Origin of the sequence: Blastococcus sp. TF02A-26 (assembly GCF_003319125.1) — a bacterium.
Lineage (GTDB): Bacteria > Actinomycetota > Actinomycetes > Mycobacteriales > Geodermatophilaceae > Trujillonella.
This window is the reverse complement of the sequence record NZ_QOHG01000020.1, coordinates 42,286-55,735: the sequence shown is the minus strand read 5'-3', so window position 1 is coordinate 55,735 and position 13,450 is coordinate 42,286. Positions and strand designations below refer to the sequence as shown.

Here is a 13,450-nt window from a genome sequence, read left to right as displayed (position 1 = left end):
CCTCACCCCGCCTGCTCGGCCACGGCGGCGACCAGACCGGCCTGGTGGTCGCGGCCGTCCCGCCGCGTCCACGTGCCGTCCGACCCGAGCTGCCAGCAGCGCACGTCCTCGGCCATCGCCGAGTCGAACATCGCCTGGAGCTGGCGCTGGGCGTCCTCCTCGCAGACGCGCAGCAGCACCTCCACCCGCCGGTCGAGGTTGCGGTGCATGAGGTCGGCGCTGCCGATCCACCACTCGCCCTCGCCGCCGTTGCGGAAGGTGAAGACCCGCGAGTGCTCGAGGAACCGGCCCACGATGGAGTGCACCCGGATGTTCTCCGACAGGCCGGGCACCCCCGGCCGCAGCGCGCAGATCCCCCGGAGGAACAGCTCCACCGGGACGCCGGCGCAGGAGGCGTTGTAGAGCGCGTCGATGATCTTCTCGTCGACCAGCGAGTTGGCCTTCAGCCGGATGCCGGCCGGGCGCCCGTCCGCGGCGTGCCGGGCCTCGCGGCGGATCTTCTCGACCAGCCCGGAGCGGATGCCGTGCGGAGCCACCATGAGCTGCCGGTAGCTGGTCTGCCGGGAGTAGCCGGTCAGGGTGTTGAACAGGTCGGTGAGGTCGGCGCCCACCCGCGGGTCGGCGGTGAGGATGCCGAGGTCCTCGTAGATCCGCGCCGTCTTCGGGTTGTAGTTGCCGGTGCCGATGTGGCAGTACCGGCGGATCACCCCGCCCTCCCGGCGGACCACCAGGGCCGTCTTGCAGTGCGTCTTGAGCCCCACCAGGCCGTAGACGACGTGGCAGCCGGCGCGCTCCAGCTCGCGCGCCCAGCTGATGTTGGCCTCCTCGTCGAAGCGCGCCTTGATCTCGACGAGGACGACGACCTGCTTGCCCGACGCCGCGGCCTCGATCAGCGCGTTCACGATCGGCGAGTCACCCGAGGTGCGGTAGAGCGTCTGCTTGATCGCGAGGACGTTCGGGTCGGCGGCGGCCTGCTCGATGAAGCGCTGCACGCTCGTGGCGAACGAGTGGTACGGGTGGTGGACCAGCACGTCGCCCTCGCGCAGGGTGGCGAAGACGCTCTTGGGGGTCTCGCCCTCGCTCAGTCGCGGGTGGGTGGCCGGCACGAACGGCTCGTCCTTGAGCTCGGGGCGGTCCAGGTCGTACAGGGCCATCAGCGCGCCCAGGTCGAGCAGCCCGGGGACGCTGACGACGTCCTGCGGCCCCACCTCGAGCTCGGAGACCAGGACGTCGAGGATCCGCGGGTCCATCGACTCGTGGACCTCCAGCCGCACCGCGGGACCGAACCGCCGCCGGGCCAGCTCGCGCTCCAGGGCCTGCAGGAGGTCCTCGTCCCGGTCCTCCTCGACCTCGAGGTCGGCGTTGCGGGTCACCCGGAACAGGTGGTGGTCGAGCACGTCGAGGCCGGGGAACAGCTGGGGCAGGTGCGCGGCGATCAGGTCCTCGAGCGGCAGGAAGGTGACCGGTGCGGCGTCCTGCGCGCCCCCGGACGGGCCGACCCGGACGAAGCGCGGCACGTTGTTGGGCACCTTGAGCCGGGCGAACCGCGGCGCACCGGTGTCGGGGTCGCGCACGGAGACGGCGAGGTTCAGCGACAGCCCGCTGATGTAGGGGAAGGGGTGCGCCGGGTCGACGGCCAGCGGGGTCAGCACCGGGAACACCTGGTCGCGGAAGTACTCGCGCAGCCGCAGCGCGTCGGCGTCGTCCAGGTCGTCCCAGTGGACGATCCGGATGCCGGCGGCCTCCAGCTGCGGGCGGACGTCGGAGGCGAAGCACTCCGCGTGCCGGTGCACCAGCTCCTGCGTGCGCTCGGTGACCCGCGACAGCTGCTCGCGGATGGTCAGCCCGTCGGGGGAGCGGACGGTCAGGCCGGTGCTCTGCCGCCGCTTCAGGCCGGCGATCCGCACCATGAAGAACTCGTCGAGGTTGCTGGCGAAGATCGCCAGGAACTTCATCCGCTCCAGCAGCGGGAGGTCCCCGTCCTCGGCCAGCTCCAGCACCCGCGCGTTGAAGTCCAGCCACGACAGCTCCCGGTTGAGGAAGCGGTCGGGCGGCAGGTCGGCGCGCGCGGCGGGCGCCTCGGTCGTCGTCGTCTCGGCCACGTCGCCATCGTGCCGCAGGTAGATGAACGGAGGGCGACCGGCGAGGGTTCTGCGCAGGTCAGCGGTGTGGTGTCGGCTACGGCCTGCCGGGCACCGCGGGCAGCCGGAGCAGCAGGGCCGCGGTGTGCCGGCCGACGCCCAGCCGGACGGCCTCGGCGAGGTCGGCGGCGGTGTCGACGTCGCGGCGCAGCCCCGGCCAGTCGCCGGCCAGCGGCAGCGCCCCGTCGGCCGTGTGCGCCGCGGCCGACCCGGCGCCGAAGCGGGGGCGCAGCTCGCCCCCGCGCGCGGCCAGCAGCGTCGTGCCGGTGCCGGCCGCGTCGGCCACCAGCGCCCGCCCGGCGCCCTCGGCGGCGCGCAGCGCGGCCGCGAGCTCCGCGGGGCGCAGCGCCGGCAGGTCCGACGACAGCGCGGCGACCGCGGCCGTGCGCGCCGCGCCGGCGCCGTGGGCGAGTGCGGGGTTCAGTCCGCGGTCGGGCTCGTCGCCGACCGTGCGCGCGCCCAGTCCGGTCACCAGTGCGGCCGCGCGGACGTCGTCGGTGACGACGACGACGTCGGCCACGGAGACCTCCGCGTCGGCGGTGCCCAGGGCGGCGGTGACCGTGTCGGCGAGCAGGGCGAGGACGAGCTCCGCGTGCAGGTCGGGAGCGGTCGCGGTGAGCGGGGAGAGCCGGGTCTTGGCCACCGCCAGCCGCTTGGCGGGGACGACGACGGACCACTCCACGGCCACAATGTGAGCACACCGGCCCGGGGCGGCCCGTCGCGCGCGGGGACCCGGTGGCCGGCCGGCCCCGTCGCAGGGTCGATCATGGTGCGGATCACAGCGAGCGAGAGGGGGGCCGGTGACGCAGGAGTCGTCCCCGCAGGCCGCGGGGAGCCCGGCCGTGAGGGGTGGCGGGACCCGCCGCCCGTCGAAGTGGCGGACCCGGGGGCACATCCCGTGGTCGCTGTGGATGGCGGTCGTGGTGATCTACCCGACGGCGTCGCTGCTGTTCAAGCTGCGGTACCGGCACGGCGACCGGCTGCCCGCCACCGGCCCGGTGCTGCTCGTGGCCAACCACGTCTCGGTGCTGGACCCGTTGTCGTGCGCGCGGCTGGTCTGGGACAACGGCCGCGTGCCGCACTTCCTGGCCAAGCAGGCGGTGTTCAAGGGGCTGGCCGGCACGATCCTGCGGCACGCCGGGCAGATCCCGGTGGCCCGCGACGCCACGGACGCCACCGGGTCGCTGGTGCTGGCCCGGGCCGACCTGGAGGCGGGCAACCTGGTGGTCATCTACCCGGAGGGCTCGGTGACGCGCGACCCCGACTGGTGGCCCATGCAGGCGAGGACCGGTGTGGCCCGGCTGGCGCTGACCACCGACGCGGCGGTCGTCCCGGTCGCCCAGTGGGGCCCGCAGCGGGTCCACGACTACCAGGCCAAGAAGTTCCACCCGCGGCTGCGCCAGCCCACCGACTACCTGGTCGGGGAGCCGGTCGACCTCACGGCGCTGCGGGCGGAGGTGCGGGCGGGCCGGCCGCTCACCCCCGAGCTGCTGCGGGAGACCACCGACCTGATCATGGGACGGGTGCGCGACCAGCTCGCCGAGCTCCGTGGTGAGCCGGCCCCCGCCGGGTTCGCCCCGCGGCCCCGCAAGAAGCTGCCCGGGGACCTGCCGGGGACCGCCGCGTGACGCGGGTCGCCGTCCTCGGCGCCGGGTCGTGGGGCACCGCGTTCGCCAAGGTCCTCGCCGACGCCGGGAGCACCGTCGTCCTGCACGCCCGCCGGGCGGAGCTGGCCGAGGCCATCACCGCCGACCGGGAGAACGCCGACTACCTGCCCGGCGTCCGGCTGCCGGAGTCGCTGCGGGCGACGACCGACGCGGCCGAGGCGCTCGAGGGCGCCGACGTCGTGGTGCTGGCCGTCCCGTCCCAGTCGCTGCGGGAGAACCTCGGCGCCTGGGCGCCGCTGCTGCCGCCCGGTGCCAGCCTGCTGTCGCTGATGAAGGGCATCGAGCTGGGCAGCACCAAGCGGATGAGCGAGGTCATCTGCGAGGTGACCGGCGCGGGACACGACCGGGTGGCCGTGCTGTCGGGGCCGAACCTGGCCCGGGAGATCGCTGAGGAGCAGCCGGCCGCCACCGTCATCGCCTGCCCGGACCACGACCGGGCGGCGGCGATCCAGGCCGCCTGCCTGACCCCGTACTTCCGGCCGTACACGAACACCGACATGGTCGGCTGCGAGCTGGGCGGAGCGGTCAAGAACGTCATCGCGCTGGCCTGCGGCGTGGCGGAGGGCATGGGCTTCGGGGACAACACCCGCGCCTCGCTGATCACCCGCGGACTGGCCGAGACCGCCCGGCTGGGCGCGGCGCTGGGCGGCGAGCTGACGACGTTCGCGGGCCTCGCCGGCCTGGGCGACCTGGTGGCCACCTGCAGCTCGCCGCTGTCGCGCAACCGCACCTTCGGCGAGAAGCTCGGTCGGGGCATGTCGCTGGAGGAGGTGCAGCAGAGCACCCGCCAGACCGCGGAGGGTGTGAAGAGCTGCCGTCCGGTGCTGGACCTCGGCCGGGCGCACGGGGTGGACATGCCGATCACCGAGGCCGTCGTCCGCGTCTGCCACGAGGGCGTCTCCGCCGCGCAGATGGTCAAGGAGATCATGTCCCGCGAAGCGAAGCCGGAGTGAGCCGCGTGATCAGCAGGGCCGAGTCGGAGTGAGCGGACTGCTCCCGGGGTGGGGCGACGGGACGCGGTCGGTGCGGGCGGGGGAGCCCCCCGCCGTGGCCGGCGCCCCGTTGCGCCCCTCGCCGGTCTTCGCCGCGCCCTTCCACCTGGCCGACCAGCCGCCGCGGGCGAACGGGGCGGACGCCTACGCCCGCACCGAGCACCCCACGCTGCGGGTGCTCGAGGACGCGCTCGGCGAGCTGGACGGCGGCCGCTGCCTGTCGTTCGCGACCGGCATGGCCGCGATCAGCGCCGCCGTCCTGGCGGTCACCGCGGCCGGGGACCGGGTCGTGCTGCCCTCCGACGGCTACTACGCCACCCGGCTGCTGGGCGGCGAGGAGCTCACCCGCTTCGGGCTGCGGGTGGAGTACGTGCCCACGCTCGAGATCGGGGCGGTCGCCGCCCGCGGGGACCTCGCCGGCGCCCGGCTGGTGCTGCTGGAGACGCCGAGCAACCCCGAGCTCGACGTCTGCGACATCGCCGCGGTCGCCCGCGCGACCCGGGCCGCCGGTGCCCTGCTCGCCGTCGACAACACCACCGCGACCCCGCTGGGGCAGCGCCCGCTGGCGCTCGGCGCGGACATGACCGTCGGCTCGGACACCAAGGCGCTCACCGGGCACAGCGACGTGCTGCTCGGCCACGTCAGCACGACCGACGACGACGTGCACGCCCGGCTCAAGGGGTGGCGGGACCGCACCGGCGGCACCCCCGGCCCGTTCGAGGCGTGGCTGGGGCACCGCTCGATGGCCACGCTGGACCTGCGGCTGGCCCGGCAGGCGGAGAACGCCCGCGCGGTCGCGGAGCTGCTCGCCGCGCACCCGCAGGTGACGGGGGTGCGCTGGCCGTGGCTGGCCGGCGACCCGTCGGCGGAGCTGGCCGCCCGGCAGATGCTGCGCCCCAACGGCGTCGTCTCGGCGGTGCTGCCGGACGAGGCGGCGGTGGCCCGGGTCGTCGGTGCCTGCCGGCTGTGGGCGGCCGCGACGAGCTTCGGCGGCACGCACAGCACGCTCGACCGACGGGCGCAGTGGGGCGGGGACGACGTCCCGCCGGGCTTCGTGCGGTTCTCCTGCGGCATCGAGGACACCGCCGACGTGGTGGCCGACCTGGCCGCGGCGTTGGGGACGCTCGGGGGTCGCGCGCAGGACCCGGCGCACGGAGGCCGGCGCTGAGCCGCACGACCCTGGACCGGGTGCTGGGCGCCGGCGAGGTGCTGCGCCTGGGCCGGGACACCCCGTACCACGCCCTGGCCTGGCAACCCGGCGAGCCGCACCACCTGCGCCGGGAGCTGGTCGGCACCTCCTGGGAGCCGCCGCGCACCGGGACGGAGGCGATCGCCTGCCTGGCCCACGTCACGGACATGCAGCTGGCCGACGTCTGCTCCCCGGCGCGGTTCGAGTTCTTCAACCGGTTCGCCGCCGACCCGCGGATGGCGGCCCTGGTGCCGATGCAGCGTCCGCAGGAGGCGCTGACGGCGCACGCCATCGACGCGCTGGTGCGCACCCTGAACGCCGTCCGCGGCGGCCCGCGGACCGGGCACCCGCTGCAGGTCGTCGTCACCACCGGGGACGCGATCGACAACGCGCAGTGGAACGAGCTCTCGCTGTACCTGGACCTGCTCGCCGGCGGCGTCGTGTACCCCGGCGCGGGGCTGACGGCCTACGACGGCGTGCAGGCGGCCGGCTGGCCGCACGACCTGTTCTGGCGGCCCGACGTCAGCGGCGAGCCCGACGTGTTCCGGGACCGGCACGGCTTCCCGCACCGCCCCGGGCTGCTCGAGGCCGCGTTCGCCGGGTTCGCCGCCGAGGGGCTGCGGTTGCCGTGGCTGGGCTGCCACGGCAACCACGAGGCGCTGATCCAGGGCGTGGGCGTCCCGACACCGGCGCTGCAGGAGTACCTCCTGGCCGACCAGAAGCCCGTGGAGATCGCGCCGGACCTCCCGCTGGAGGACGCCGTCCGGCTGTTCACGCACTCGTCGGAGGTGTTCACGACCGCGCCGTCGCGCACGGTCACCCCGCTGGCCGACCGGCGGATCGTCGACCGCCGGTCGTTCGTCGCCGCGCACCTGGCCGATCCGGGCACGCCGGAGGGGCACGGCTTCACCGCGGACAACTACCGCGACGGGACGGCGTACTACGCGTGGGACGGGCTGCCGGGCGTGCGGGTCATCTGCCTGGACACCACCCGCGTCACCGGCGGGAGCGCGGGCTCGGTGGACGCCGTCCAGGCGCGCTGGCTGGTCGACCGGCTGCGCGAGGTCTCGTCCTCCTACGTCGACCGCGACGGCACCCGGGTGAGCACCGGCAACGCCGACCGGCTGGTCGTCCTGCTCTCCCACCACGGCTCCACGACGCTGACCCGGGCGGAGGCGTTCCGGGCGGTCCGCGACGGCGAGGAGGGCGTGCTCGGCGGCCCGGACCTGGTCGACCTGCTGCACCGGCACCCGAACGTCGTCCTCTGGCTCAACGGCCACACCCACGTGAGCGAGGTCCGGCCGTGGCACTCGCCGGGCGAGCCGGGGCGCGGGTTCTGGGAGGTCACCACCTGCGCGGTGGTCGACTGGCCCGGCCAGGCCCGGCTGGTGGAGTTCCTCGACAACGGCGACGGCACCCTGTCGCTGGTCTGCACGATGCTCGACCACGACAGCCCCGCCACCCCGCCGGAGGCGCTCGACCCGGCCGCCCGCGATCCGCAGGCGCTGGCGTCGCTGCACCGGGAGCTGTCGGCGAACGTGCCGTGGGCGGGGCTGGGCTCCGGCCTGGCCGGCGGCCCGCGGGACCGCAACGTCGAACTCGTCGTCCGCGACCCCCGCCGGCGGGACTGAGCCGCCGTCAGGCGGGGGTGCGCTCCGCCTGCCGCCGCCGGCGCGCGGCCACGGCGGTCAGGTAGAAGCTGACGCCCCAGTAGTAGACGACGTAGGCCAGCGACGCGACTGCCACGAGCGGGTGCGGATCCGGGTACTGGACCAGCAGCACCGCGTACGTGACCGCCCAGACGGCGGACAGGACCAGGCTCAGCGTCCGCAGCGTGCCGCTCCGCGAGGGGTACAGGAAGCGGATCGGCACGAAGACCAGGATCGAGAAGACGACGAGGAACGCCGCGAGCACCGGCTGGCTGGCGTCCAGCACGATCGCGTAGAAGGCGACGACGTTCCAGTAGCTCGGGAAGCCCAGGAACGTGTGGTCGTCGGTCTTCGCGTCGACCCGGCAGAACTGGTAGCAGGACGCCAGCAGCGGCAACGACGCCAGGAGCCACCCCGGCAGGCCCTCGGGGAGGTGCCCGGTCGTCCAGAGCAGGACCACGGGGGCGAAGACGTAGGTCAGGTAGTCGACGATGTTGTCCAGCAGCGCACCGTCGAACCACGGGATCGCCTGCTTGACCCGGGCGCGGCGGGCCAGCATCCCGTCGGTGCCGTCGATGACCAGTGCCACCAGCCCGAGCCACAGCGCGGCCTCGACGTCGCCGTCGACGGCCGCGATCACGATCAGGAAGGCGAGGACGCTGCCGAGCGCGGTGTAGACGTGCACCGCCGCAGCGGCGAGCCGCGCCCCCCGGGAGAGCGGCGCGGTCGGGGGAGCAGGGGCCTCGGGCATCGGCGACGAGGTTCCCACACGGCCCTCCCCGCGGCCGTCCGGGCGGGCGCGGCCCGCTCGACTAGGGTCCGTGGCGATGAGCGGACAGGCACGGAAGCTGCGCGTCGCGGTGGTGTTCGGCGGTCGCAGCGCCGAGCACAGCATCTCCTGCGTCTCGGCCGGGAGCGTCCTCGCGGCCCTGGACCCCGATCGCTACGAGGTGGTCCGGGTCGGGATCACCCGGGACGGCGGGTGGGTGCTCGCCGACCCCGGGCAGCGCCTGGCGATCGTCGACGGCGAGCTGCCCGAGGTCACGGGCGGGACGCCGGTGTCCCTGGTCGGCGACCCCTCCGGGCGCGGGTTCGCGCCGCTCGACGCGTCCGCCGCCGACGGCCTGGTCGAGGTCGACGTCGTCTTCCCGGTCCTGCACGGCGCCTACGGCGAGGACGGCACCATCCAGGGCCAGCTGGAGATGAGCGGCCTGCCCTACGTCGGCTCCGGGGTCTTCGCCAGCGCGGCGTCGATGGACAAGGAGTTCACCAAGAAGCTCCTCGCCGCCGCCGGGCTGCCGCAGGGGGACCACGTCGTCCTCCGCGACGCCGCCGGCGCGCTGTGCCCCGATCCGGCGGTGCTCGACGAGGCGGCCCGGGAGCGGCTGGGTCTGCCGGTGTTCGTCAAGCCCTCCCGCGCCGGCTCCAGCATCGGGATCACCAAGGTCACCGACTGGGCGCAGTTCCCCGACGCCGTGGCCACCGCGGCCGCCGTCGACGCGAAGGTCGTCGTCGAGGCGGCCGTCCCGGGGCGCGAGGTCGAGTGCGGGGTGCTGGCCGCCCGCGGCGGCGGGACGCCGGAGGCGAGCCTGCCCGCGGAGATCCGGCTCAAGCCGGGCACCGACTGGTACGACTTCGACGCGAAGTACCTCGACGACGCCGTCGAGTTCGACGTGCCGGCCGACCTGACGCCGGAGCAGACCCGTCTGGTGCAGGCCACCGCCAGCCGGGCCTACCTCGCGATGGACTGCCGGGGGCTGGCGCGGGTCGACTTCTTCCTCGGCACGGGACCCGACGGCGCCGACCGGCTGGTGATCAACGAGGTCAACACCATGCCGGGGTTCACCCCCATCTCGATGTTCCCGCGGATGTGGGCCGCCAGCGGGGTCGCCTACCCGGAGCTCGTCGACCGGCTCCTGGCCGCCGCGCTCGACGGGCCGGCCGCTCGGTGACCTCCCGGCGGCGCATCCTCCCCGGTGCCCCGCTGCCCGCCGTCCTCGCCGCGCTGGCCGTCCTCGCGTCGGTCGGCTGCTCCTCGGACGACGGGGAGTCGTCGGGGACGGCGCCGTCGGCGGAGGCGGCGGACCGGGCGGCGGCCGAGGTCGTCCCCGCGACGGCCGATGAGCTCTCGGCGCTGCTGGTGACCGAGGTGCCGTCCGGACTGGCCCGGGTCGCCGACACCGAGGTCTCCCCGCCGGCGGGGGAGAAGTCCGTCGACGACGTCGCCGGGTACGCCGAGGACCCCGCCTACGAGCGTGCCGTCCTGCAGGACTACGGCTACCGCTACGGCTGGGAGCGCTTCTGGGGGACGCCGGGGAGCACGGTGACCAGCGTGTTCGTCGACCAGTTCGACGAGGCCCCGGGGGCCGAGGCCTACGCCGAGGACCTCGCGGCCGACGGGGCCGACTACTACGCCGGCCCGCTGCAACACGACCCGCCGTCGCTGCCCGGGGGGTGCCGGCTGCTCACCGTCGAGCACCCCGACCCGGAGACGCGGGTGACCGGCCCGGCGGCGTTCGCCTGGTGCGCGCACGGCGTCTTCAGCGTGGCCGTGAGCGCGGTGACCGGCGTCCCGGACGGCTCGGTCGAGGCCGCCACCGACGAGGTCGCCGCCGTCGTCGCCGAGCAGCTGGAGCGGCTGCCCGGCTGATCAGGCGCCGGGCTGCGGCTCCTGGTACGGCAGCGTCGCGGTGATCAGCGGGCTGAGCGAGATCGCCGGCTCGCTGTCGATGCTGCTCGGGATGGCCAGCTCGACGTACACCGAGCGGTCGACGACGGTGAAGACGTTGACGTCGGGGTCGGTGGTGTCGACGAACCACGCCACCCCGTTGAGCACGAACAGCTGCGGCCCGCCGACCACGAAGCCGGCCGGGCGCTCCACGCCGCAGCGCAGCACGACCGGCGGCTCGCCCCACGCGTAGGCGTAGGGGGTGTCCGAGCGCACCGGCCGGGACCGCTCACCGGCCAGCTCGACGGGCAGGTCGGTCATGAACCGCGGGCAGGCGGCGTCGGTCTCGGGGGTGGCCGGGGGCACCGGGACCTCGAGCACCGGCAGGTCGGCGCGGGCCGAGGTGCTCGGGCCGCTGACGTCGACGGGCGGGTCGGCCGGCTCGTCGTCGCGCAGGTTGGCCAGGACGAGCAGCACCACGAGCACGGGGACGGCGATCGCCGTCAGCACGAGGGAGGCGCGACGCAGCGGGTCCGGCCGGTCCCCGGGGACGGCGCCGCGGTCGTCGGCCCGGTCGTCGGCCTCGTCGTCGGGCTCGGGCCCGGGACGCTCGCTCAGCGGCTCAGATGTTGACGACGGGGCAGGTCAGCGTGCGGGTGATGCCGTCCACCGACTGCACCCGCGCCACGACGAGGCGGCCCAGCTCGTCGACGGTCTCGGCCTCGGCGCGGACGATGACGTCGTAGGGGCCCGTGACGTCCTCGGCCTTGGTCACCCCGGCGATGTCGGCGATGGTCGTGGCCACCTGCGCGGCCTTGCCGACCTCGGTCTGGATCAGGATGTAGGCGTGGACCACGGGAGAACCTTCCTCGGGCAGCGCTGCCGCCGGGGTGCGGCGGCCGGGCGGCGGTGCGGCTCGCAACCTACCGCAGTGATCGGGGGCACCCCGTGACACGGCCCGGCACCCCGGAGGAGACCGTCGGGACCCTGGGGGAGTTCGCGCTCATCGACCGGGTGGTCGCCCGGGCGGGCGCGGCGCGGGCCACCGAGGTCGGCCCCGGCGACGACGCCGCGGTGCTGCGGACCCCCGACGGCCGCGTGGTCGCGACCACCGACGTGCTCGTCGAGGGCCGGCACTTCCGCCGCGACTGGTCGACCGGCCTCGACGTCGGGCACAAGGCCGCGGCGGCGAACCTGGCCGACGTCGCGGCCATGGGCGCCGTCCCCACCGCGCTGCTGGTCGGGCTGGCCTGCCCGGCGGACACCCCGACCGCCTGGCTCGAGCAGGTCGCCGACGGGCTGGCGGCCGAGGCCGGTCCGCTGGGCGCCGCGGTGGTGGGCGGCGACACCGTCGCCTCGGCCCCGGACAGCGCCGCCGTCGTCCTGTCGGTGACGGCGCTCGGTGACCTCGGGGGCCGGCGGCCGGTGCTGCGCTCGGGGGCCGCGCCCGGCGACGTGCTCGCGCTGGCCGGGCGGCTGGGCTGGTCGGCGTGCGGGCTGGCGGTGCTGCGCCGGGGCTTCTCCAGTCCGCTGGCCGCGGTCCGCGCGCACCGTCGGCCCGAGCCCCCGTACGCGGCCGGCCCCGCGGCCGCCGACGCCGGCGCCACCGCGATGTGCGACGTCAGCGACGGGCTGCTCGCCGACGCCGGCCACCTCGCCGACGCCAGCGGGGTGGTGGTGGACGTCGACGTCGCGGCGCTGCGGGCGGTCACGCTGGACCTCCCCGGGCCGCTGCCGCAGGTCGCCGCGGCTCTCGGCGCCGACCCCCTGGGCTGGGTGCTCACCGGCGGGGAGGACCACGCGCTGCTGGCGACGTTCCCGGCGGGTGCGACGCTGCCACCCGGCTGGTCGGGGATCGGGACCGTGCGCGCGGCCGACGGCGGACCGGGCGTGCGGGTCGACGGCCGGCCGGCCGCGGAGGTCGCCGCGGAACTGGGTGCGGGAGGAACGGGACATGCGCATTTCAGGTGACGGGGTCACCCCGGACGGGACCGGGCACGTGCTGCCCGACGGCCGGGTCGTCCGGTTGCGGGCGGCCGGGTACGACTCGCCGGTCGCCCAGCAGCTCGTCGCCGCCGTGCAGCAGGAGTACGTCACCCGCTACGGCGGGCCGGACGAGGCGGTGGTCGACCCCGCGGAGTTCGTGCCGCCGGAGGGCCTGTTCCTGGTCGCCGAGGTGGACGGCGAGCCGGGCGCCTGCGGGGCCTGGCGGGTGCACGCGCCGGGGGTCGTGGAGGTCAAGCGCGTCTACGTGGCACCCGCGGCCCGCCGGCTGGGGCTGGCCGGGCTGGTCATGGACGCGCTGGAGTCCAGCGCGGCGCAGGCCGGACACCGCGCGGTCGTGCTCAACTCCGGGGACCGTCAGCCGGAGGCGCTGGCCCTCTACGCGGCGCGCGGCTACGGGCCGGTACCGGGCTACGGGGTCTACGCCGACTCGCCGGGAGCGGTCTTCCTCGGCAAGCAGCTGGACGGCGGGGACCTGACCGGCGGGCAGCGGACCGGGGAGGAGCAGTCGTGGGCGTCGTGACGATCTCGGCGTCCTACGGCGCCGGCGGGGTCGACGTGGGGCCGGCCGTGGCCGAGCGCCTGGGCCTGCCGTTCCACGACCGCGCCATCCCGTTCCAGGTGGCCGGCCGGCTCGGCGTCCCGCTCGAGGAGGCCGAGGAGAACGACGAGCGGGTCGCCCGCGGCCTGTGGCGGCTCGTGGCCTCCCTCGGCAGCGTCCCCGACCCGGTGGGCGGGGTCGTGCCGATGACCGGCGTGCCCGACGAGCGGGCCTTCCGGGAGCAGACCGAGCGGGTGCTGGGCGAGATCGCCGCCGGTGTCGGGGGAGTGGTGCTGGGGCGGGCGGCCGCCCTGGTGCTGCACGACCGCTCCGACGCGCTCCACGTGCGGCTCGACGGGCCGCCGGAGCGCCGGGTCGCGGCCGTCGTGGCCCGCACCGGCCGGCCGCGGGACGAGGTGCGCCGCGAGATGGAGGCCAACGACCGCGCGCGGGAGGCCTACGTCCGGCACTTCTACCGCGTCGACTCGCGCTCGCCGCGCAGCTACCACCTCGTCGTCGACGGGACGGCGTTCCCGCTGGACTCCGTGGTGGACCTGGTCGTCTCCGCCGCCCGGGCCCGCGGCATCGGCGGCCACTGA

14 protein-coding genes are annotated in these 13,450 nt (G+C 75.7%); 9 read left to right on the top strand and 5 right to left on the bottom strand.

From position 1 onward, the window contains the following. Positions 1-2: 2 nt before the first annotated feature. Together DQ240_RS19265 and cofC are read right to left on the bottom strand one after the other, a co-directional pair. Positions 3-2,102, bottom strand: a complete 2,100-nt coding sequence (locus DQ240_RS19265; RefSeq protein WP_113841330.1) for an RNA degradosome polyphosphate kinase — start codon at positions 2,100-2,102, stop codon at positions 3-5. 76 nt (positions 2,103-2,178) lie between these two features. Beyond that, entirely contained in the window at positions 2,179-2,823 is a 645-nt protein-coding gene (cofC, locus tag DQ240_RS19260; RefSeq protein WP_233498829.1) for a 2-phospho-L-lactate guanylyltransferase, read from the bottom strand. A gap of 160 nt (positions 2,824-2,983) precedes the next feature. Here cofC and DQ240_RS19255 point away from each other — a divergent pair, with 160 nt between their 5' ends. From DQ240_RS19255 to DQ240_RS19240, 4 genes are read left to right on the top strand one after another with little or no spacing between them, the layout of a single operon-like run. Continuing rightward, a complete protein-coding gene (locus DQ240_RS19255; RefSeq protein ID WP_233498828.1) occupies positions 2,984-3,769 on the top strand; it encodes a 1-acyl-sn-glycerol-3-phosphate acyltransferase in 786 nt (261 codons plus the stop codon). Continuing rightward, positions 3,766-4,761, top strand: coding sequence for an NAD(P)H-dependent glycerol-3-phosphate dehydrogenase (locus DQ240_RS19250; protein WP_113841327.1), 996 nt, complete (start codon positions 3,766-3,768; stop codon positions 4,759-4,761). Before DQ240_RS19255 ends, DQ240_RS19250 begins: the two co-directional genes overlap by 4 nt. A gap of 28 nt (positions 4,762-4,789) precedes the next feature. Next, the gene (locus tag DQ240_RS19245; RefSeq protein ID WP_199589405.1) at positions 4,790-5,968 is read left to right on the top strand and encodes a cystathionine gamma-lyase; all 1,179 of its coding nucleotides are present in this window, start codon (positions 4,790-4,792) and stop codon (positions 5,966-5,968) included. Positions 5,969-5,988: 20 nt separating this feature from the next. After that, positions 5,989-7,620 (top strand): TIGR03767 family metallophosphoesterase, encoded by a 1,632-nt coding sequence (locus tag DQ240_RS19240; RefSeq protein WP_158548809.1) that lies wholly within the window; start codon positions 5,989-5,991, stop codon positions 7,618-7,620. Between the two features lie 7 nt (positions 7,621-7,627). Here DQ240_RS19240 and DQ240_RS19235 read toward each other — a convergent pair whose 3' ends face one another. Then, positions 7,628-8,389 carry a phosphatidylcholine/phosphatidylserine synthase gene (locus DQ240_RS19235; protein ID WP_113841325.1) on the bottom strand — a complete coding sequence of 254 codons (762 nt, stop codon included), beginning with the start codon at positions 8,387-8,389 and terminating at the stop codon, positions 7,628-7,630. A gap of 76 nt (positions 8,390-8,465) precedes the next feature. On the opposite strand from DQ240_RS19235, the gene DQ240_RS19230 reads away from it, so the two are divergent. Continuing rightward, positions 8,466-9,590: a D-alanine--D-alanine ligase family protein gene (locus DQ240_RS19230; RefSeq protein WP_113841361.1), complete on the top strand. Its 1,125-nt coding sequence runs from the start codon at positions 8,466-8,468 to the stop codon at positions 9,588-9,590. Next, complete coding sequence (locus tag DQ240_RS19225; RefSeq protein ID WP_113841324.1) at positions 9,587-10,288, top strand: hypothetical protein; 702 nt, start codon at positions 9,587-9,589, stop codon at positions 10,286-10,288. Before DQ240_RS19230 ends, DQ240_RS19225 begins: the two co-directional genes overlap by 4 nt. Here the strand turns inward: DQ240_RS19225 and DQ240_RS19220 are convergent, their stop codons facing one another. Next, the gene (locus DQ240_RS19220; RefSeq protein WP_233498827.1) at positions 10,289-10,816 is read right to left on the bottom strand and encodes a DUF3515 domain-containing protein; all 528 of its coding nucleotides are present in this window, start codon (positions 10,814-10,816) and stop codon (positions 10,289-10,291) included. Between the two features lie 112 nt (positions 10,817-10,928). Continuing rightward, positions 10,929-11,162, bottom strand: a complete 234-nt coding sequence (locus tag DQ240_RS19215) for an Lrp/AsnC ligand binding domain-containing protein (RefSeq protein ID WP_029432882.1) — start codon at positions 11,160-11,162, stop codon at positions 10,929-10,931. A gap of 92 nt (positions 11,163-11,254) precedes the next feature. Between DQ240_RS19215 and DQ240_RS19210 the strand changes: the two genes are divergently transcribed. Genes DQ240_RS19210 through DQ240_RS19200 form a run of 3 tightly spaced genes read left to right on the top strand, consistent with a single transcriptional unit; the run spans position 11,255 to position 13,450 of the window. Then, positions 11,255-12,277: a thiamine-phosphate kinase gene (locus tag DQ240_RS19210; RefSeq protein ID WP_113841323.1), complete on the top strand. Its 1,023-nt coding sequence runs from the start codon at positions 11,255-11,257 to the stop codon at positions 12,275-12,277. Then, the gene (locus DQ240_RS19205) at positions 12,261-12,833 is read left to right on the top strand and encodes a GNAT family N-acetyltransferase (protein ID WP_113841322.1); all 573 of its coding nucleotides are present in this window, start codon (positions 12,261-12,263) and stop codon (positions 12,831-12,833) included. The genes DQ240_RS19210 and DQ240_RS19205 overlap by 17 nt, the downstream gene beginning before the upstream one ends. Next, positions 12,821-13,450, top strand: coding sequence for an AAA family ATPase (locus DQ240_RS19200; RefSeq protein ID WP_113841321.1), 630 nt, complete (start codon positions 12,821-12,823; stop codon positions 13,448-13,450). Before DQ240_RS19205 ends, DQ240_RS19200 begins: the two co-directional genes overlap by 13 nt.

Coding starts and splice junctions, on each gene's coding strand:
- DQ240_RS19205 (WP_113841322.1), top strand. CDS start 12,261: ATGCGCATTTCAGGTGACGGGGTCACCCCGGACGGGACCGGGCACGTG.
- DQ240_RS19235 (WP_113841325.1), bottom strand. CDS start 8,389: ATGCCCGAGGCCCCTGCTCCCCCGACCGCGCCGCTCTCCCGGGGGGCG.
- DQ240_RS19230 (WP_113841361.1), top strand. CDS start 8,466: ATGAGCGGACAGGCACGGAAGCTGCGCGTCGCGGTGGTGTTCGGCGGT.